At 60.1% G+C, this 20505-nt stretch carries 18 protein-coding genes; 14 read left to right on the forward strand and 4 right to left on the reverse strand.

Going from position 1 to position 20505, the window contains the following annotated elements; genetic code table 11:
* Both AACR14_RS13625 and AACR14_RS13630 read left to right on the forward strand, forming a co-directional pair.
* A partial coding sequence (locus tag AACR14_RS13625; RefSeq protein ID WP_019446566.1) for an oxidoreductase occupies positions 1–424 on the forward strand: 424 nt, incomplete at its 5' end.
* A gap of 146 nt (positions 425–570) precedes the next feature.
* Positions 571–1557 carry a zinc-binding dehydrogenase gene (locus AACR14_RS13630; RefSeq protein WP_019446567.1) on the forward strand — a complete coding sequence of 329 codons (987 nt, stop codon included), beginning with the start codon at positions 571–573 and terminating at the stop codon, positions 1555–1557.
* Between the two features lie 111 nt (positions 1558–1668).
* Here AACR14_RS13630 and AACR14_RS13635 read toward each other — a convergent pair whose 3' ends face one another.
* Entirely contained in the window at positions 1669–2733 is a 1065-nt protein-coding gene (locus AACR14_RS13635) for an adenosine deaminase (RefSeq protein ID WP_019446568.1), read from the reverse strand.
* A 197-nt stretch (positions 2734–2930) separates the two neighbouring features.
* Between AACR14_RS13635 and AACR14_RS13640 the strand changes: the two genes are divergently transcribed.
* The 5 genes from AACR14_RS13640 to AACR14_RS13660 all read left to right on the forward strand — a co-directional run bounded on the left by AACR14_RS13640 (position 2931) and on the right by AACR14_RS13660 (position 8439).
* On the forward strand, positions 2931–3680 hold the full coding sequence (locus tag AACR14_RS13640; RefSeq protein WP_005337281.1) for an HAD-IIA family hydrolase: 750 nt from the start codon (positions 2931–2933) through the stop codon (positions 3678–3680).
* 54 nt (positions 3681–3734) lie between these two features.
* The gene (locus tag AACR14_RS13645) at positions 3735–5309 is read left to right on the forward strand and encodes a cation:proton antiporter family protein (RefSeq protein ID WP_019446569.1); all 1575 of its coding nucleotides are present in this window, start codon (positions 3735–3737) and stop codon (positions 5307–5309) included.
* A 130-nt stretch (positions 5310–5439) separates the two neighbouring features.
* Complete coding sequence (locus AACR14_RS13650; RefSeq protein ID WP_019446570.1) at positions 5440–5808, forward strand: cupin domain-containing protein; 369 nt, start codon at positions 5440–5442, stop codon at positions 5806–5808.
* A gap of 192 nt (positions 5809–6000) precedes the next feature.
* Positions 6001–7665, forward strand: a complete 1665-nt coding sequence (gene asnB, locus AACR14_RS13655; protein ID WP_005361356.1) for an asparagine synthase B — start codon at positions 6001–6003, stop codon at positions 7663–7665.
* Between the two features lie 249 nt (positions 7666–7914).
* Positions 7915–8439 carry an acyloxyacyl hydrolase gene (locus tag AACR14_RS13660; protein ID WP_019446571.1) on the forward strand — a complete coding sequence of 175 codons (525 nt, stop codon included), beginning with the start codon at positions 7915–7917 and terminating at the stop codon, positions 8437–8439.
* Between the two features lie 205 nt (positions 8440–8644).
* Here AACR14_RS13660 and AACR14_RS13665 read toward each other — a convergent pair whose 3' ends face one another.
* The gene (locus tag AACR14_RS13665; protein WP_019446572.1) at positions 8645–9355 is read right to left on the reverse strand and encodes an HAD family hydrolase; all 711 of its coding nucleotides are present in this window, start codon (positions 9353–9355) and stop codon (positions 8645–8647) included.
* A gap of 203 nt (positions 9356–9558) precedes the next feature.
* Here AACR14_RS13665 and AACR14_RS13670 point away from each other — a divergent pair, with 203 nt between their 5' ends.
* A complete protein-coding gene (locus tag AACR14_RS13670) occupies positions 9559–11115 on the forward strand; it encodes a methyl-accepting chemotaxis protein (protein ID WP_019446573.1) in 1557 nt (518 codons plus the stop codon).
* A 66-nt stretch (positions 11116–11181) separates the two neighbouring features.
* Here the strand turns inward: AACR14_RS13670 and AACR14_RS13675 are convergent, their stop codons facing one another.
* Both AACR14_RS13675 and AACR14_RS13680 read right to left on the reverse strand, forming a co-directional pair.
* A complete protein-coding gene (locus AACR14_RS13675) occupies positions 11182–11694 on the reverse strand; it encodes a lipocalin family protein (RefSeq protein ID WP_019446574.1) in 513 nt (170 codons plus the stop codon).
* A 17-nt stretch (positions 11695–11711) separates the two neighbouring features.
* Positions 11712–12614 carry an AraC family transcriptional regulator gene (locus tag AACR14_RS13680; protein ID WP_019446575.1) on the reverse strand — a complete coding sequence of 301 codons (903 nt, stop codon included), beginning with the start codon at positions 12612–12614 and terminating at the stop codon, positions 11712–11714.
* 157 nt (positions 12615–12771) lie between these two features.
* On the opposite strand from AACR14_RS13680, the gene yqhD reads away from it, so the two are divergent.
* From yqhD to AACR14_RS13710, 6 genes are all read left to right on the forward strand, one after another.
* Positions 12772–13935 carry an alcohol dehydrogenase gene (gene yqhD, locus AACR14_RS13685; RefSeq protein ID WP_019446576.1) on the forward strand — a complete coding sequence of 388 codons (1164 nt, stop codon included), beginning with the start codon at positions 12772–12774 and terminating at the stop codon, positions 13933–13935.
* Positions 13936–14442: 507 nt separating this feature from the next.
* Complete coding sequence (pntA, locus tag AACR14_RS13690; protein ID WP_019446577.1) at positions 14443–15969, forward strand: Re/Si-specific NAD(P)(+) transhydrogenase subunit alpha; 1527 nt, start codon at positions 14443–14445, stop codon at positions 15967–15969.
* An 11-nt stretch (positions 15970–15980) separates the two neighbouring features.
* Positions 15981–17465, forward strand: coding sequence for a Re/Si-specific NAD(P)(+) transhydrogenase subunit beta (gene pntB / locus AACR14_RS13695; RefSeq protein WP_005339759.1), 1485 nt, complete (start codon positions 15981–15983; stop codon positions 17463–17465).
* A gap of 98 nt (positions 17466–17563) precedes the next feature.
* Positions 17564–18343: a transporter substrate-binding domain-containing protein gene (locus AACR14_RS13700; protein ID WP_026035095.1), complete on the forward strand. Its 780-nt coding sequence runs from the start codon at positions 17564–17566 to the stop codon at positions 18341–18343.
* 148 nt (positions 18344–18491) lie between these two features.
* Positions 18492–19160: a helix-turn-helix transcriptional regulator gene (locus tag AACR14_RS13705; protein WP_019446579.1), complete on the forward strand. Its 669-nt coding sequence runs from the start codon at positions 18492–18494 to the stop codon at positions 19158–19160.
* A gap of 21 nt (positions 19161–19181) precedes the next feature.
* On the forward strand, positions 19182–20483 hold the full coding sequence (locus AACR14_RS13710; RefSeq protein WP_041201971.1) for an L-cysteine desulfidase family protein: 1302 nt from the start codon (positions 19182–19184) through the stop codon (positions 20481–20483).
* The last annotated feature ends 22 nt before the right edge of the window (positions 20484–20505 follow it).

Here is a 20505-nt window from a genome sequence, read left to right on the forward strand (position 1 = left end):
GCGTCTTGCGCCGCTCACCACCCTCAACGGCACCGTAGATGCCAACCCGCAGGAAACCTATCTGGCGGCCGCCCGCCTGCTGGGCCAGCTCAACGTGGTCTACCTGCACATTGCCGAAGCGGACTGGGACGATGCCCCCCTGATGCCGGAGAACTTCAAGCAGGGTCTGCGGGATGCCTTCCCCAACACCCTGATCTACGCCGGTAAATATGATGGCAAGCGGGCTCGCGCCGCCCTCGACGCGGGCTGGGCCGACATGATTGGCTTTGGCCGCCCCTTCGTCGCCAACCCGGATCTGCCGAACCGGCTGCGCCACGGCTATCCGCTGGCCCCCCACGATCCGGCTACCCTGTTTGGCGGCGGCGAGAAGGGGCTGACAGACTACCCCGTCTACCAGGCCGATGACGCAGCGACCAGCTGCTGATTGCCAATGGCCAACCGGCCACGTAACGCAGGCCCCACTGGTTGGGGCCTGCCGTATTGTTGCCCATTCGCAGCAGTGGCAGTTTCTCTGTATTGCTGTTGCAATGACCTCGTTGTTCTCTCCCCTCGCTTTCACAAGGAGTCATCATGAATCACACCCAAGCCTGGTGCTGGCATGCCCCCGGTGAACCGACCCAGCTTACCCTCGTCGACCTGCCCCTGACACCGCTCGCCCCTGACGAGGTACTGGTGGCAAACCGGGTTATCGCCTTCAATCCGGTGGACTGGAAGCTGATCGAATATGGCCACTCCAACTGGCAGGATGGTCAGGTGCCCGGCGTCGATGGCATGGGTACTATCGTGGCCCTCGGCGCCAACGTCAGCCATCTGCGTCTCGGCGCCCGGGTCGCCTATCACACCGACCTGCGCCACCACGGCAGCTTTGCCCGCCACACCCGGGTACCGGCCCGCGCCCTGCTGCCGGTGCCCGATGCCCTAAGTGACGAGGCGGCCGCCGCTCTGCCCTGTCCCGGCCTCACCGCGTGGCAGGCGCTGGCCAAGCTGCCGCGCCTGCACGGGGAAGCGCTGCTCATCACAGGTGCTGGCAGCAGCGTCGGCCGTTTTGCGGTGCAGCTCGCCCTCCAGCAGGGGGCGCGGGTCTTTGCCAGCGCCAGCTCACGCCACCATCACTGGCTCAAGCAGATAGGTGTGCAGGGGGTGGCCGATTATCGGGATCCCGACTGGCTGGCCACTTTGCAGGCGGCCAACGGCAACGAGCCGTTTGAGGGGATCATCGATCTGGTCTCCAGCCAACAGGCAGAGAGCCTGCTGCCTGCCCTTGGCTACTACGGTCACATGGTGACTGTGCTGGGGCGCATCCCGCACAACCCGCTACCCGCCTTTAGCCATTGCCACTCGTTGCACGAGATTGCGCTCGGTGCCCAGCACGCCTTTGGCAGCGACAAACAGTGGAGTCGGCTGGTGGCCGCCGGTGTCGCCATGATGGAGCAGATGGCGAGCGGCGAGCTGACCCTGCCGCCGCTGGTGGTCGGCGACTTTGAGGCACTGCCTACTCTGCTCGAGCGCTTCAAGCGCGAAGGACAGGGTGAGAAGTTTCTGGTGCGAGTGGCATAACGCTGACCTTCCCTGATAACCACACCGACCATTGAAACGAAAGAGGCCCGCCAGTGATGGCGGGCCTCTCTTTATATAGTACATGTCATCTCGACTTCATTGGCGCCTGACTCAGTGCAGGATCACCTCGTGGGTCTCGGCATAACTGCGGATCTCCCGGGTCAGCCGCGCCTTGTCGGCCAGAGAGAGCCAGCTCGCCTCCACCGCATTGAGCGACAAGCGGCAGAGCTGGCTCATGGTCGCGCCAAGGCCATCGGCCAGCGCCACAAAGTTGGCATTCATATAGCCGCCAAAGTAGGCGGGATCGTCGGAGTTGATGGTGACGCAGAGCCCCTGCTCCAGCAGCCGCAACACATTGTGCTGGGCCATATCGCCGAACACCTTGAGTCTTGTGTTGGAGAGGGGGCAGACGGTGAGCGGCAGCCGGGTATCCGCCAGATAGCGCAGCAGCTCGGGATCGTCTGCCGAACGCACCCCGTGATCGATGCGGCATACCTTCAGCTCGTTGATCGCCTGCCAGATGTAGTCGGCAGGGCCCTCTTCACCTGCGTGGGCCACCACCGGCAACCCCAGCTCGCGGCATTTGGCAAAGACCCGGGCAAATTTAGTGGGCGGATTGCCCCTCTCCCCGGAGTCGAGGCCGATGCCGTGAATCCGTGACAGGAAGGGCTCCGCCTCCTCCAACGTAGCGAACGCCTCCTCTTCGCTCAGGTGGCGCAAAAAGCTCATGATAAGGCACCAGCTGATGCCAAACTCCTTCTCCCCGCTCTGCAACGCCCGCTCGATACCGCCCAGCACGGTAGCAAAGGGGATACCGCGGGCAGTGTGGGTCTGCGGGTCGAAGAAGATCTCCACATGCACCACCTTGTCGGCGGCGCAACGCTCAAGATAGGCCCAGGTGAGGTCGAAGAAGTCCTGCTCGGTCACCAGCACGCTGGCGCCGCGATAGTAGAGATCGAGAAAGGATTGCAGGCAGTCAAAGTCATAGGCGGCGCGCACGCTGGCCACGTCGGGCCAGGGCAGTGGCACGCCGTTGCGGCGGCCCAGCTCAAACATCAACTCGGGTTCGAGGCTGCCCTCGATATGCAGGTGCAGCTCCAGTTTCGGCAATCCGGCGATAAATTGCGCGGCGGTGAGGTGTTCGGGTGTGACTGGCTTGGAAATCGGGGTGTCCATAGCAACGGCTCCATCAGCAAAGTGATCCGGCGTCAGCCCCTCCACCAGACTGACCCGACGGCAGCTTTATTGTGCACCGAAGTGGCGAGACAGGGGAGACTTGTCATCAAACAGACTTATAATGGCGTCACAAAAATCATAAATGATTGAACATCTTAACGATTGGCGGCTCGCCTGCGCCCTGACAAGGAGTTTTCATGAAGAAGAACGTCATCTGCGATATCGACGGTGTCATCCTGCACAACAACGATCTCATCCCTGGTGCCGACCGTTTCGTCCATCGCCTGCTGGAGCAGGGCAGCAAGCTCTTGTTCCTCACCAACTACCCGGCCCAGACCCAGAAAGATCTGCAAAACCGCTTCCGCTCCGCCGGGATCGAGGTGCCGGAGGAGTGCTTCTATACCTCCGCCATGGGCACCGCCGACTTCCTCAAGCGTCAGGATGGCAAGAAGGCCTATGTGATCGGCGAAGGGGCGCTGACCCACGAGCTCTACAAGGCCGGCTTTACCATCACCGACATAGACCCGGACTTCGTGGTGGTTGGCGAGACCCGCAACTACAACTGGACCATGATGCAACAGGGGGCCAAGTTCGTCGATCAGGGGGCCCGCTTTATCGCCACCAACCCCGATACCCACGGCCCCATGATGCACCCGGCCTGCGGCGCCCTGTGCGCCCCCATCGAGCGGATGACCGGCAAGAAGCCGTTTTATGTCGGCAAACCGAGCGCCTGGATCATCCGTGCGGCGCTCAACCGGATGGAGGCCCACTCCGACGACACCATCATCATCGGCGACAACCTGCGCACCGACATTCTGGCGGGCTTTCAGGCCGGTCTCGAAACGGTGCTGGTGCTCTCCGGGGTGAGCAAGGTCGCCGATATCGACCGCATGCCGTTTCGCCCGAACCATATTTTCGACTCCGTGGTCGACATCGATATCGTCTAATCACCACCCAAGCGTTAAACAGGGCAGGTCTCTCCTGCCCTTGCAGGATCTGTTATGGAACCCATTCTGATCGCTGTGGCCTTTGGCTGCGGCATGGTAGTCAATCTGATTGGCCTGCCCCCCCTGCTCGGCTTTCTGGCCGCCGGTTTTATCCTCAACGGCATGGGATATGAAAATACTCCTGCCCTGAGCGAGGTAGCCGATCTCGGCGTCACCTTGCTGCTGTTCACCATCGGTCTCAAGCTCAATATCAAGACCCTGATGCGGCGCGATGTGTGGGGTACCACCAGCCTGCACCTGCTGCTCTCCACCCTGCTCTTTACCGTGGTACTGCTGGTCTGCAAGGGACTGGGGCTTGAACTTGCCCTGTCGCTGGACTGGAAGCTGGCGCTGCTGCTGGGCTTTGCCCTCTCCTTCTCCAGCACTGTCTTTGCGGTCAAGGTGCTGGAAGATCGCAGCGACATGAATGCCCTCTACGCCCGCATCGCCATCGGGGTGCTGGTGATGCAGGATGTGTTCGCCGTGGCGTTTCTGGCCTTCTCCAGCGGCAAGTGGCCCAGTATCTGGGCGCTCTGGGTACTGGGATTGCCGCTGCTGCGCCCGCTGCTGTTCAAGCTGCTGGAGCGTGCCGGGCACGGCGAGCTGCAGGTGCTGTTCGGGGTGTTTTTGGCGCTGGTGGTCGGGGCCGCCGGTTTTGAAGTGGTCGGCCTCAAACCGGATCTCGGGGCACTGATCATCGGCATGATGCTCGCCTCTCATCCTGCTGCGGCAGGGCTTGCCAAGGCGCTCTTTAACCTCAAAGACCTCTTTCTGGTCTGCTTCTTTCTCACCATCGGCCTCAACGGCCTGCCGACCCACGACACCATGCTGCTGGCACTGGCGCTGGTGCTGGCCCTGCCGCTCAAAAGTGTCCTCTACTATCTGGTCTACAGCGGCGCACACCTGCGGGTGCGTACCGCCCTGCTCTCGACCCTGGCGCTCACCAACTTCTCGGAGTTTGGCCTGATCGTCGCCGCCATCGCCGCCAAGGCGGGCTGGCTCTCCCACGAGTGGCTGGTGGCGGTCTCGCTGGCACTGGCGGCGAGCTTTATGATCTCCGCCCCGCTCAATGCCCAGAGCGAGCGCATTTATCACCGCATCGGCCACTGGCTGCGGGGATTGCAGGCAAGCAACCTCCATCCGGAAGACAGACCCATCGAATTGGGCGATGCGGAGGTGATCATCCTCGGTATGGGGCGGATCGGTCAGGGGGCCTACTTCGAGCTGGAGAACAAGTACGGCAACGTCATCCTCGGGGTGGAGAACGACAGCGAGAAGCTACCCACCCTGCGCGCCCAGGGGATGAACGTCATCGAGGGGGATGCCACCGATACCGACTTCTGGGACAAGGTGCTGCTCTCCAATCAGGTCAATCTGGTGCTGCTGGCGATGCCCCACCATTCGGGGAATCTCTACGCCATCGAGAAGCTGCGCAGCCACGGATTCAACGGCAAGATCGCCGCCATCGTCCGTTTCGAGGACGATATCGCCTCCCTCAGAGAGCAGGGAGTGGATGCGGTATTCAACGTCTACAACGAAGCGGGCAGCGGCTTTGCCCGCCATGTGATCCGCCGCTTGCAGCCGCTTTGAGTTATCGGCCAGCAGCCCTTGGCAAGGGAATGCGCATCGTTTAAGTTATGCACAACCTCGTTTAATAAAACGAACAAACGCGGGGCCGGGATGGCCCCGCGTTCCTATCTGCCGAAGCCAAGGAGGCACCATGAAGACCCTCAACGACTGGATCCTGCTCGATCGCCATGAGGCGGCCCCTACCCCGCTGATGCCTGCATCCGAGCGCATTAAAGCAGGCAACCCGGCGCAAACGGTGTGGAACCACTACTCCGACCCAAGCCAGCAGTTTCACGTGGGCTTCTGGGCTTGCGAGCCGGGCCGCTGGGCCATCCACTACACCGAGCACGAGTATTGCCAGCTGCTGGAGGGGGATGTGGTGATCCACGACAGTGAGGGCGGCCAGCTTGCTCTCAAACCCGGCGATCAATTCGTGATTCCGGCAGGCTTTGTCGGCGAGTGGGAGACCCTTACTCCCTGTCGCAAGGTCTACGTCATCTTCGAACCCGCCTCTGCTTGACGTTCACGTCACCCTGCCCCGTTGCAGCAGCCCTTATCCTGTTGATCTGCTTGACGCTTACGGCATGATTTTCTGCGGTTTTCCCGCTTGCAAAAGGTTTTTCCGCTAGGCATTGTGTCTGACGAGGAATGTAAATGGAATTTCGAGCCCAAACGTGGGGGGCTCATATAAAAATCAAGAGGATTACCGCCAATGTGTTCAATTTTCGGCATTCTGGATATCAAGTCCGATGCAGTTGCCCTGCGCAAATCGGCGCTGGAGATGTCCAAGCGACTGCGTCACCGCGGGCCTGACTGGTCCGGCGTCTACAGCTCAGACAAAGCAATTCTGGTGCATGAGCGTCTGGCCATCGTCGACCCGGGCAATGGCGCCCAGCCGCTCTACAACCCCGAACGCACCCATGTGCTGGCGGTCAACGGCGAGATCTACAACCACAAAGAGCTGGAGAAAACCCTCAAGGTCGACTTCCAGTTCCAGACCAAATCTGACTGTGAAGTGCTGCTGGCTCTTTACAAGGAGAAGGGCCCGGCGTTTCTCGACGATCTCAACGGCATTTTTGCCTTCATTCTTTATGACGCCGAACAGGATGCCTACCTGATTGGTCGCGACCACATGGGGATCATCCCCCTCTATACCGGTCGTGACGAGCACGGCAACTTCTATGTTGCCTCCGAAATGAAGGCGCTGGTGCCGGTCTGCAAGAGCGTCGAAACCTTCCCGCCGGGACACTATCTGTGGAGCAAGGATGGCGAGCTCAAACAGTGGTACAAGCGCGACTGGATGGAGTACAGCGCGGTCGAGCACAACGTCAGCGACAAGGCCGAGCTGAAAGCCGCGCTGGAAGCGGCGGTCAAACGCCAGCTGATGTGCGACGTGCCTTATGGCGTGCTGCTCTCCGGCGGGCTGGACTCCTCCGTCATCTCCGCCATCACCAAGCTCTATGCGGCGCGCCGCATCGAGGACGATGGCAAGAGCGAAGCCTGGTGGCCGCAACTGCACTCCTTCGCCGTCGGTCTGGAAGGGTCGCCGGATCTCGCCGCCGCCCGCAAGGTGGCTGATCACCTCGGCACCATCCACCACCAGATCCACTTCACCGTGCAGGAGGGTCTGGATGCCCTGCGGGACGTCATCTATCACCTCGAGACCTATGACGTCACCACCATTCGCGCCTCCACGCCCATGTATCTGATGGCCCGTTACATCAAGGCGATGGGGATCAAGATGGTGCTCTCCGGTGAAGGCTCCGACGAGCTGTTTGGTGGCTACCTCTATTTCCACAAGGCACCCAACGCCCGCGAGTTCCACGAAGAGAACGTGCGCAAGCTCGCCTCCTTGCATCTCTATGACTGCCTGCGCGCCAACAAGTCGATGGCCGCCTGGGGGGTGGAGGGTCGCGTGCCCTTCCTCGACAAGGAGTTCATGGACGTGGCGATGCGCCTGCAGCCGGCCGACAAGATGTGTGGCAAAGGCAAGATCGAGAAGCACATCCTGCGCGAAGCGTTCGAGGATCTGCTGCCCCACGAAGTGGCATGGCGCCAGAAGGAGCAGTTCTCCGACGGCGTAGGCTATTCGTGGATCGACAGCCTGAAAGCCATGGTGGAACAGGAAGTGACGGATCAGATGTTCGAGGCGGCCGCATTCCGCTTCCCCATCAACACCCCGCTCACCAAGGAAGCCTACTTCTACCGCGCCATCTTCGACGAGCACTTCCCGCTGGAAGCCGCCGCCCGCACCGTGCCTTACGGCAAGTCAGTCGCCTGCTCCACTCCCACCGCGCTGGAGTGGGATGCCAAGTTCAAGGAGATGGCCGACCCGTCCGGCCGCGCCGTGATGGACGTGCACCAGCAGGGCTACTAAACCCAGACGGAGCAACCCAAGCGGATAAACGCCAGATAGCAAAAAGCCCTTCACCATGGTGAAGGGCTTTTTCATCTCCCCGCGGTCACGCACGCCAAATCACATCAGACCATCGCAGATAGTTGATTTTTCATAAATATTTAATTTTTTTACCGAGTGACCATGCATTGACAGGAAGCGCGTCGATTGACTATGCCTGAAGGGTGATCAACAGGATCACCACGATGACAACAAGGATCGGGAGGGGGCATGGACGCTAACACGCTATCAAGGATTGGCCTGCTGACAGCACTGCTCGTCAGTCCGGCTACGATGGCCAATGACAATATCGTGGTACTGCAGCTTGGCAAGGCCTTCAGCAATGAAAAGCTCGACATCAACATCGCCGACGCCAAGTTCCACCATATGTTTTGGCGTTGGGGAGACTCCGGCTGCCAATTTGGACTGGGGGTACGTGGCGGTACGCTCAAGGTAGAAGATGAAGAGACCGCCAGACTGGGGGGCGGCGCCCGTATCGAATGCCAATGGGGTAACTGGGTGACCTGGCTCCCCGGCGAGATGGTCTGGCTCGATCAGTACCAATTTGGCACTCGCGGCCACGGCTACAAGGATTACGGCGGCCCCTTCCAGTTCGCCCTGGGTATCGGCCTCGGCTACGCCATCACCCAGAATTGGCTGATCGGCTATCAGTATGAGCACATGTCCAACGCATATATGTATGACAAGAACCCAGGGCTGGACAGCCATACCCTCCATATCGAGTACCGTTTTTAACAAACCCTCCCACATTCTGCGCCGTCGAATCCTTGGCATGACGATCCTGATGGGCTACCTGACGCAACTGCTGTTTTAAGTCGCCCATCTTTAAACAGACAAAATGCCAAAGCAGCCGAGTGTGAAACCATCAGGCGCAGCATAGACAAACGCCGATCAACAGATCGGCGTTCTGCATGTTCCGTACGGCAATCTTCAACCGGCGTTACAGATATTGCCCGACGATGGGGAGCAGATCCTCGACGTCACGGGCGATATGGTCGGGTTGGTGTTCCCAGCGCTCCGGGGTCGCGCGGCTATAGGCGACAGCCACCGAGATCACACGGCTCTGCTCGCCAAGCGCCCCTTGCAAATGACGGGCAAACTGCACATCCGCTTCATGGTCACCGATATAGATCAGCGACTGGCACCTGGCTGGGCCGAAGATAGACTCCAGACATTTGAGGCCACCGAAAGGATGAGGTTTTTGCTGCTGTCCGGGCACGTCATCATAGCCGACCACAGCCTTGAACAAGCTGTTCACGCCATGCAGCTCCAGTACCCGGCGAATGTTCTTTTGGGAGTTCTGCGAACAAATTCCGTGGGGAATGGCAGAGAAATGGTCAATCACCGCCTCCAGCCCCGCAAAAAACCGCACCTCGGTCCGGTTCATCTCCTGATGCTTGGCCCACAGACTGCCAGCCAGCACCATCTCGTCCCGCGACAAACCGTAGTAATCCATATAGAGCGCCTGCCAGTTCTTGGCGGCGTGATTGGCATGGTGATACTCCGCTTCGCTGCGCAGATAGCGCGGTAGATGTTCTCCGGTCAGATGGGGGGCGACCTCAGCCAGGATCTGCTTGGTGATATCGATATTCTTCGGCACCGAATTGACCAGAGTACCGTCATAATCCCATAAAATCGCATCCAACTTCATTGCGTTACCTGTCTCGCTTCACAGCCATAAGTCACGCCATGTTACTTGGCTTGCCTCCCCTCGCCAAACCGCGCTGTAAAAATGTGAGACCCATCCCGTCCCCACGCAGTAGCACAAGAGTTAATGTGCAACAACACAATAAATGAACATCCTCTGCCATACTCAGACGAAGTATTCCGTTACGCCGAAACCGGAGTCTGATCATGGTAACCAGCTCGCTTCACACCACAGATACCGAGGTTGAATTTGCCGACGATATCCAGTTGGTATCGACGACCGATCTCAAAGGGGACATCACCTACGCCAATCCGGCGTTTTGTCAGGTGGCAGGCTATCGCCTGGAAGAGATGTTGGGGCAGCATCACAATCTGGTGCGCCACCCCGACATGCCCAAGGCAGCGTTTGCCGATCTCTGGGCCCACCTGCAGGCGGGTAAACCATGGCGAGGGATGGTAAAAAACCGCTGCAAAGATGGTCGCTATTATTGGGTTGATGCCTATGTCACCCCGATTTATGAAGATGGCAAGATGGTGGGTTACCAATCCGTCCGCTGCCGCCCCGCCGCAGAGCACAAAGCGCGTGCCAGCCAGATGTACAAAACCCTTAAAGCCCGTGAAACCGGCTCTGCCATTCACATGGGCCTGCGTCAACTCACGCCAGCCATGATGACCATCCCCCTGCTGCTCGTCAGCGTGATCAGCGCGCTCTGGCTGCTCTCACCGCTGCAGGCGCTCTGGGTCATCATTCCCCTCTTGGCAACAATCTGGTTCAATCGCCACCCTCTCTTCCTCACGCCGCGATTCTTGCAGCAGCTCGAGCAGGATTACGACAGCATCAGCCGCCTTATCTTCTCGGGGGATGCCCCTCACAGCATTGCCGATTTCCATATCAAACTCGGGCAAGCGAAGATCCGTACCGTACTCGGCAGGGTGGATGACACCACTGCTTCGCTCAATGCCATGGCCAATGACCTGCGCGGCTCCGCCTCGCTGGCCAGCCAGGATATCTCTTCGCAAGACACGCAGATCCAGCAGATTGCCACCGCCGTCACCCAGATGGCTTCGGCCGCCGAGGAGATCAACCGCAATATTCAAGACAGCAACAGCCAGATTGAAGAGGCCCGCAGCCACTGTATCACCACCAGCACCCAGCTTTCGGAAGCAGGAGAAGAGATGTCGGCGCTGGCCACCCAAGCGGAGCAAGCCTTCCAGTCAGCTGTCGAGCTGGCGAGCGAATCCGAGCGGATCGGCACCATCATGAGCGAAATTCGCGGCATTGCGGATCAAACCAACCTGCTGGCGCTCAATGCCTCCATCGAAGCCGCACGGGCAGGCGATCAGGGGCGTGGCTTTGCGGTGGTGGCGGACGAGGTGCGGGTGCTGTCGCGCCGTACCCACGACTCCACCGACGAGATCCAGCAGATGATCGAGACCCTGCAGCAGACTACCCGTCGCGCCGTGGGTGGCATGGAGACCAGCCGTCAGCTGGCAGGCACCAGCGTCGAGGATGCGGAAGCGGCCAACCAGAGCCTTGCCCGGATCAACGAGGCGATCGGCTCCATCAGCGACATGGCGACCCAGATCGCTGCAGCGGCCGAGGAGCAGACTTCGGTGACCGGCGAGATCAGCCGCAATACCGAGAATATCCGCCACGTCTCGCAAGAGCTGGCCGAGCAGGCGGGCAACGAGGCTGCGCAGGCGGCCGAACTCAAGTCGCTGACCGAGCGGCTGGAGCAGGAGATCGGTCGCTTCCGGCTCTGATCATCCCGCCACTCCAGCAACAGAAAGGGCAGCCCGCGGGCTGCCCTTTGTTATTTCACGACTGGCTTAAGGGTTCTGCTTGACCCAAATCAGCTGGTCGGTGGCAAAGCCCAGCGACTTCGCCTTGGCGACCAGCGCATCCACCTTCGCCTTGGGCGGGTTGGGTGAGCGGGAGAGGATCCAGAGGTAGTCGTGGTTGTAGCTGGTCACCAGCGAGAGCTGGTAATCGGGGTCGAGGTCGATGACGTTGTAGCCGCCGTAGAAGGGGCCGAAGAAGCTCACCTTGAGCCGCGCCTCGTCCGGGTTGCCGACGAAGTAGGCCTTGCCCTCGGCTTCGCGCCAGCTGCCATCGCTCTGCTTGCCGCGGTTGAGTACCTTGACGCCGCCATCATCCCGCAGGCTGTAGGTGGCGCTCACCTGCTCCAGCCCCCGTTCGAAGCTGTGGTCGAGGCGGGCGATTTCGTACCAGGTACCGAGATAACGGTCGAGCTGGAAGCCGGTAACGGGGCGAATGCCGTCGGCAATCCCGGTACAGGCCGTCAGCAGTAAAGCGGTGAACAGGCAAAGCAGTGAACGCATAAGTAATCCCTCTCTTGTTATCCCTCGATGATGCGCAGCTGGCCATCCCGGAAGCGGGAGGCCTGATCCGTCGGCGTGCTGCCGAAGAAGCGCTTGTACTCCCGACTGAACTGGGAGTTGCTCTCGTAACCGACTCTGGCCGCCGCGGTGCCCGCCTTGATGCCATCGTGCAGCATCATCATCCGCGCCTTGTGCAGGCGAAACGACTTGATGTACTGCAGCGGCGAAGTGGCAGTGACCGCCTTGAAGTGGTGGTGAAAGGCGGAGACGCTCATGTTCACCTCCCGCGCCAGCTCCTCCATGGTGAGGTTGTCGGCATAACGGGACTCTATCATACGCAGCACCCGGGCGATCTGGCCCACATGGTTGTGGCGATTGGCGAGCGCCTGCAGCGCCGGGCCGCCCCCCTCGGTGAGGGCGTGGAACAGCATCTCGCGCACCGTCTGCGGTCCCAGCACCCTGGCGTGCAGCGGGTTGTCCATCAGCTCGATCAGTCGCTCGGCAGCGCAAAACATGGTTTCGGACAGGGGGACCGAGTGGACGCCGCTCTTTTGCGGCGCGGGGGCGGGCAGGGCATCGCCCAGCTCCAGCAGCAGCTCTTGCAGGGTGACCAGATCGATCTCGATGGTAAACCCGATAAGCGGCTGCTCGGGGGAGGCGAAGCACTCGCACTCGCAGGGGAGCGGCAGGGTCATCAGCAGGTAGTGGTTGGGGTCGTAGCGAAACACCTGATCCGCCAGATAACCCACCTTGTGTCCCTGCAGGATAACGATCATCCGCGGTTGGTAGAGCACCGGGGTGCGGCCATGGTGCTCGGTGGTATAGATGAGGTTGACCTGTTTCACCGGTGATGGGGTGATGCCGGGTGCGGTGACGTGGCGGGTCAATCTGGCGGCGAGGTCGCTGTAACGGTTTTGCATGGGTGCTCTTTGATTCGATAGTTCCGGTTTTTGCTGCTTTGTAGAAATAGGCAAGAATCAAGCAGGATGTTGTCTTGATGGTAGGGTGATTCTGGAGAAAAATGCAATCACGATTTCGCGGCCAGGCCGCCCTGACTATCAGAAGAAGGCAATGTCGATGAACAACTTTACTCTCCATACCCCGACCAAAATCCTGTTCGGCCAAGGGCAGATCGCCCAGTTGCGCGAGCAGCTCCCGAGCGATGCCCGCGTCATGATCACCTATGGCGGCGGCAGCGTGGTACGCAGCGGCTTGCTGGAGCAGATCCGTAACGAGCTGGCTGGCATGACCCTGTTTGAATTTGGCGGCATCGAACCGAACCCGGCCTACGAGACCCTGATGGGCGCCGTGGAGCTGGCCCGTGCCGAGCGGGTCGACTTCCTGCTCGCCGTTGGTGGTGGTTCCGTGCTCGATGGCACCAAGTTTATCGCTGCTGCCGCGCACTACGATCTGGCCAAGGATCCCTGGCACATTCTCGAGACCGTCGGCAGCGAAGTGCGCTCCGCCATCCCGCTCGGTTCGGTGCTGACCCTGCCGGCGACCGGTTCCGAAATGAACATGGGTGCCGTCATCACCCGTCGCAGCAGTGGCGACAAGGTGCACTTCTTCTCGCCGTTCGTGATGCCGCGCTTCGCCGTGCTGGATCCGGTGCTCACCTACACCCTGCCCGAGCGTCAGGTGGCGAACGGGGTAGTTGATGCTTTCGTCCACATCGTGGAGCAGTACCTCACCTATCCGGTTAATGCCAAGGTGCAGGATCGCTTCGCTGAAGGCTTGCTGCTGACCCTGATCGAAGAGGGCCCCAAGGCGCTGGCCGAGCCGCAGAACTACGAGGTGCGCGCCAACATCATGTGGAGCGCCACCATGGCGTTGAACGGCCTGATCGGTGCCGGTGTGCCGCAGGATTGGGCCACCCACATGCTGGGTCACGAGCTGACTGCCCTGCACGGCCTCGACCACGCCCAGACTCTGGCGGTGGTGCTGCCTGCCCTGCTGCAGGCCAAGCGCAAACAGAAACATGCCAAGCTGCTGCAATACGCAGAGCGGGTGTGGGGTCTGAACAGCGGCAGCGAAGCGGAGCGCATCGACGATGCCATCGCCGCGACCCGCGACTTCTTCGAGCGGATGGGGGTCAAGACCCGACTGCGCGACTACGGTCTGAAAGATCTGGGTATCGACACCCTGATCGGCAAGCTGGGTGAGCACGGTATGACCCGTCTGGGCGAGCACGGCGATATCGCTCTGGTGCAGAGCCAGCATATTTATGAAGCGGCCTGGTAAGGGCCGCCAATCGGCGCCAAACGGGCGAAACGATTGAATTGTCGGGGCCCTCTCCCGCCATATGGCGGCTGAGCGGCCCCGCTTTTGTTGGGAAAATGTTACTTTTCGGCGTTTTGCTGCGAGAAGTGAGACGAAAGCGGATTTCGTAAGAACAAAAAACGCTAAGATAGAGGGCCGGTAAAACATTTTTTTTGACTGGTTGGATCACTTTTTTCAGCCGTTTTTACTGGTATAAGCCTCTAATTTGGTTTGTTTTTTTTAATCGTAGCCAGGGATGGGCTGAATTCTGTACGAGTGCCGTCGGGACTGCGGTTGTAATAAAACTCCAAAATTTGATACTAATCACCTTCGCGCCTGAAAAGCGGGGGCCTGACCATGACAGGAGGTTGAGGTAAAGCCTACTGATTTTCATAACAAAGAGCCCTGGACCTGCACTTTGGTCATGTCTTGTTTCGTCAGAAGTGAGACACTGGGCAGCGATTGTTTATTAACCATCAGGGAATAGTCATGCAGATTGGAATACCGAGAGAGAGTCTCGCCGGTGAGACCCGGGTCGCAGCGACCCCGGCTACCGTCGAGCAGCTGAAAAAGCTCGGCTTCGAGGTCGCCATCGAGACCGGCGCAGGCCTGTCGGCCAGCTTCGATGATGCCGCCTTCGAGGCTGCCGGTGCCAGCGTGGTGCCGAATGTCTGGCAAGCCGACCTTATCTTCAAGGTCAATGCGCCGACCGATGCCGAGATCGCACAAATTAAAGATGGCGCCACTCTGGTGAGCTTCATCTGGCCTGCCCAGAACCCTGAGCTGGTCAAGAAGCTGTCCGAGCGCAACATCAATGTGATGGCGATGGATATGGTGCCGCGGATCTCCCGTGCCCAGTCCCTCGATGCCCTCTCCTCCATGGCCAACATCGGTGGCTATCGCGCCGTGGTTGAAGCTGCGCACCAGTTCGGTCGCTTCTTCACCGGTCAAATCACCGCAGCCGGTAAAGTGCCGCCTGCCAAGGTGCTGGTGATCGGTGCCGGTGTAGCCGGTCTGGCTGCCATCGGTACGGCCGGTTCCCTCGGTGCCATCGTGCGTGCGTTCGATACCCGTCTGGAAGTGGCCGAGCAGATCGAATCCATGGGTGGGGAATTCCTCAAGCTGGACTTCGGTGGCGAAGACGGTGCATCCAGCGATGGTTACGCCAAAGTCATGTCCGATGAGTTCATCAAGGCCGAGATGGAGCTGTTCGCCCAGCAGGCCAAAGAGGTGGACATCATCATCACCACCGCCCTGATCCCGGGCAAGCCGGCTCCCAAGCTGATCACCAAAGAGATGGTCGACAGCATGAAGCCGGGCTCCGTCATTGTGGACATGGCCGCTCAGGCTGGCGGTAACTGTGAATACACAGTGCCGGGTGAGCTGCATGTCACCGACAACGGCGTCAAGGTGATTGGTTACACCGATCTGCCGGGTCGTCTGCCTGCCCAATCCTCCCAGCTCTACGGTACCAACCTGGTCAACCTGATGAAGCTGATGTGCAAGGAGAAGGACGGCAACGTTGCCATCGACTTCGAAGACGTGGTTCAGCGCAACATGACGGTGATCCAGGCCGGTGAAGTGACCTTCCCGCCGCCCGCCATCTCCGTCTCTGCTGCCCCGCAGAAACCGGCCGCCGCCAAACCGGCAGCCAAGAAGGAAGAGGCCAAGCCTTCCAACAAGAAGTTCGTGTTCGGTGCCCTCGGTATCGCCGCCTTCGGCTGGATCGCCTCCGTTGCCCCGGCAGCCTTCCTCTCCCACTTCACCGTATTCATCCTGGCCTGTGTGGTCGGTTACTACGTGGTGTGGAACGTCTCTCACGCCCTGCACACGCCGCTGATGTCGGTCACCAATGCCATCTCCGGCATTATCGTGGTCGGTGCCCTGCTGCAGATCGGGCAAGGGTCGACCCTGGTCACCGCGCTGGCGTTCATCGCCGTGCTGATTGCCAGTATCAACATCTTCGGCGGCTTCACCGTCACTCAGCGCATGCTGAAGATGTTCCGTAAGGATTAAGGGGGTTTAACGTGTCTCAAGGACTGGTAACAGCATCCTATATCGTTGCCGCCGTGCTCTTCATCCTCAGTCTCGCGGGACTGTCGAAGCAAGAAACGGCCAAGCATGGCAACCTGTTCGGTATCGCGGGTATGGCTATCGCCCTGCTCGCCACCGTATTCAACCCGGAGACCAGTGGTGTTCACTGGATCATCCTGGCCATGGTGATCGGCGGTGCCATCGGCGTGCGTCTGGCACTCAAGGTCGAAATGACCGAGATGCCCGAGCTGGTGGCTGTGCTGCACAGCTTCGTGGGTATGGCGGCAGTGCTGGTGGGCTTCAACAGCTTCATCGATCTGCACCCCTCCGCACCTGCTGAGGTCGTCGTCTCCGTCGGTTCCAATCTGGATGCCACCCTGGCAGCCGCCCGTGCGGCGTTCGAGCAGGCCAACAGCGTTGCTCAGGTCGAGCACCTGACCGGCGCCATGCTGAACATCCACCTGGTCGAGATCTTCCTGGGCGTCTTCATCGGTGCCGTAACCTTTACCGGTTCCGTGGTTGCCTTCGGCAAACTGCGCGGTCTGATCTCCTCCAAGCCGCTGATGCTGCCGCATCGCCACAAGCTGAACCTGCTGGCCGTGGTCGCTTCTTTGGCGCTGATGGTCTACTTCGTCAACGCGGGCGGCTCTACCTTCGCCCTGCTGGTGATGACCCTGATCGCCTTCGCCTTCGGCTGGCATCTGGTTGCCTCCATCGGTGGCGCCGACATGCCGGTCGTGGTCTCCATGCTGAACTCCTACTCCGGTTGGGCGGCAGCGGCGGCGGGCTTCATGCTTTCCAACGACCTGCTGATCGTCACCGGTGCCCTGGTGGGTTCCTCCGGTGCGATCCTCTCTTACATCATGTGCAAGGCGATGAACCGCTCCTTCATCTCCGTGATCGCCGGTGGCTTCGGCTCCGACGGCGTAGCCTCCACGGCTGATCAGGAGATGGGCGAATACCGCGAAACCAGCGCCGAGGAAGTGGCTGACCTGCTGAAGAACTCCAGCTCCGTCATCATCACCCCGGGCTACGGCATGGCGGTGGCGCAGGCCCAGTATCCGGTGGCTGAAATCACCCAGAAGCTGCGTGATCGTGGCGTCAAGGTGCGCTTCGGTATCCACCCGGTTGCCGGTCGTCTGCCTGGCCACATGAACGTGCTGCTGGCGGAAGCGAAAGTCCCGTATGACATCGTTCTGGAAATGGACGAGATCAACGACGACTTCGCTGATACCGACACCGTGCTGGTGATCGGTGCCAACGACACCGTCAACCCGGCCGCGATGGAAGATCCGGGCAGCCCGATCGCCGGTATGCCGGTACTGGAAGTGTGGAAGGCGCAGAACGTCATCGGCTTCAAGCGTTCCATGAATACTGGTTACGCAGGTGTCCAGAACCCGCTGTTCTTCAAGGAAAATACCCAGATGCTGTTTGGCGATGCCAAGGCCAGCGTCGAGGCAATCCTGAAAGCACTGTAAGTGCCATTCAGAGACTGGATATCAAGGAGGCTTCGGCCTCCTTTTTTATTGCTCATCCCTTGTATATCCTCAATCCATACGGACCATGAGGGATCTCCATGATGTGGTGTCAGGGTTGGCGAAGGATCGGGTTGTACGGCTGGCTGCTGGCCTCCCTGTTTGGTGCTGGTTCGGCCGTGGCGACGAACGAGCCGCCGACTCTGACGCTGCTGACCGAGCTGTGGCCCCCATATGTGATGCGTGGTGACAATGGCGAGCTGGCCGGCGCCGATCTCGATCTGGCTTGTACCGTGTTGCGCCAGATGGGTTATCGCACCGAAATCAGGGTGCTGCCCTGGAAGCGGGTTCTGCAGCAGGCCCGTCTCAGGCAGGGGGATGCGGTGCTCGATGTCTTCTTTGAACCTTCCCGCCAGCACTGGCTCCACTACCCCGAAGAGCCGCTCTCTTACAGTGGTGAAGTGCTCTTCTATCCGACCGCTCGCCCGGTGGATTTCAAGCAGCTCTCCGACCTCAAGGGTCTGCGGATAGGTATTCAGGAAGATTATGCCTACAGCCCCGATTTTCTGACCGATCCCAGGGTGCTCCGTATGCCGATGACGGGGGAGGGGAATGCCATCAAACAGCTGCATCTGATGATGGCCGGTCGGCTGGACGGGGTGGTGCTCAACGAGCGGGTCGGTCGTTATCTGTTGCACACTCAGGGGTTGCAGGATCAGGTGAACCACGGCTCGCGCCTGCTGACCGACGACAACCGCAACTTCCTCGCGTTTACCCACAAGCCCGGCCACGACCAGCTGGCTATCCGCTTCTCCTCTGCCCTCAAGGCGTTCAAACAGACTCCCGCCTACAAGCAGTTGCTGGCCCGCTATCACCTCTGAGTTGCCGCCCTGCTGTGCGCCGCTTCACAAATTGTCGCACTTTGTTAAAAGGTGGGCATAATGGCGAACAAAAAAGGGGATGCCGCTCAACATTAGTTGATCTTGTTGATAGTAGAATCAACTGCGGTTTACTCAAAGTTACTCATATATGTCCACAGCAGCCATCACTGACCAGATCAATTCGTTAACGGATGAAGAACGTCATCTGATCGCCAGTTTCGAGCCCGCGGTCGAGGCGCTGGCCGCGCTGTTTGGCGCAGGGTGCGAGGTGGTGTTGCATGCGTTCGATACGCTGGATGCATCGGTTATCAAGATTGCCAACGGCCATGTCACCGGTCGTCGGGAGGGGGCGCCGGTCACCGACTTTGCCCTCAACCGCTTGCAGGGGGAGGCGGGCAGCCAGTGGAGCAGTTACTTCAGCCGTACCCGCGACGGGACGCTGATGAAGTCCTCCTCCATCACCATCAGCAACCGGCAGGGCAAGCCCATCGGCATGCTCTGCGTGAACTTCAGTCTGGATACCTCCCTTGGCAGCCTGCTCGATACCTTTGCGCTGCCAGCGGCACCGGCTCCGCTCAACAACGAGACCTTTGCCATCTCGGTGGATGATCTGGTGACTCAAGTGATTGAGAAGGTGGATCGGGACGATTCGCTCTCCTGCACGGTGCGCAACAAGGAGATAGTGACCCGGCTCTTCGACATGGGGATCTTCGAGATCAAGGAGGCGGCCCAGCTGGTTGCCCGGATGCTCGGCATCTCCCGTCATACTGTTTATCTGCATATCCGCAACCACAAGGCGGATCTGAACAAGCAATAACTGCCTGCGGGCACCCTGAACATGAGAAACACTGCGATGAAAGCACAATGGACCGACTTTATTACCCTGCTCAAGCGTGAAGTGGTGCCGGCCCTGGGCTGTACCGAGCCGATGTCGGTGGCGCTGGCAGCGGCAAACTGCCGCAAGCTGCTGGGGGAGACCCCGACCCGCATCAGCGTTTGGGTCAGTGGCAATCTGTTCAAGAACGGCATGGGCGTCGGGGTGCCGGGTACCGGCATGATCGGTCTGCCGGTGGCCGCAGCGGTCGGCATCACAGGGGGCAACCCCGATGCCGGACTGGAGGTGCTCAAGACCCTCACACCAGAACAGGTGGAAGCGGCCAAGGCGTTGCTGCCGGTCATCAAGGTGGATGTGAAGGATGTGCCGGACGTGCTCTACGCCGAGGTGCTGGCCGAAGTTGAAGGGCACAGTGCCCGGGTGGTGATCTGCACCGACCACACCCGCATCATCCTGATGGAGAAGGATGGCGAGGTGCTGATGGAGCAGGCCAGTGCCCCCGGCGTGCAGATCCAGCCGGCCAAATCCGCCAAACCGGCCATGACCCTGCGGGAGATCGTCGATTTTGCATTGGAAGTGCCGCTGGCGGAGATCTACTTTATCCGCGAGGCCGCCACCATGAATCAGGCGCTGGCGGACGAAGGGTTGCAGGGTTACGGCCTGAAGATCGGCAAGATCCTCACCGAGCAGGTGGAGCGCAAGCTGCTCTCCGATGACCTGATGACTCTGGCGATGCGCCTCTCCTCCGCTGCCTCCGATGCTCGGATGGATGGTGCCATGCTGCCCGCCATGTCCAACTCCGGTTCCGGCAATCAGGGCATTGCCGCCACCATGCCGGTGGTCGCGGCGGCCCGCTTCCTCAAGGCGAGCGACGAGCAGCTGACCCGGGCACTGGTGATGAGCCATCTGGTGGCCATCTACATCAAGACCTATCAGAACAAGCTGTCGGCCCTCTGCGCCGCCAGTACCGCCGCCATGGGGGCCGGTGCCGCCATCACCTGGCTGCTGGGCGGCCAGTATCAGCAGATCAGCCACTGCATCAACAACATGATTGGCGATGTCTCCGGCATCATCTGCGACGGCGCGGGCAGCGCCTGCTCCATGAAGGTCTCCACTTCCACCTCGGCGGCGGTTAAGTCTTCGCTGATGGCTATCAACAACCTGCATGTCCCCCAGAGCGAGGGGATCGTCTCCGACGACGTGGATCAGACCATCGCCAATCTGGGCCGCCTCTCCAAAGAGGGGATGCTGGATACCGACATCGAAATCATCAACATCATGCGAGCGAAACAGCAGAAGCAGTGAATCTGTGACAAGGGGGCGATAG

This window comes from Aeromonas sp. 159 (assembly GCF_963862045.1).
GTDB lineage: Bacteria > Pseudomonadota > Gammaproteobacteria > Enterobacterales > Aeromonadaceae > Aeromonas > Aeromonas veronii.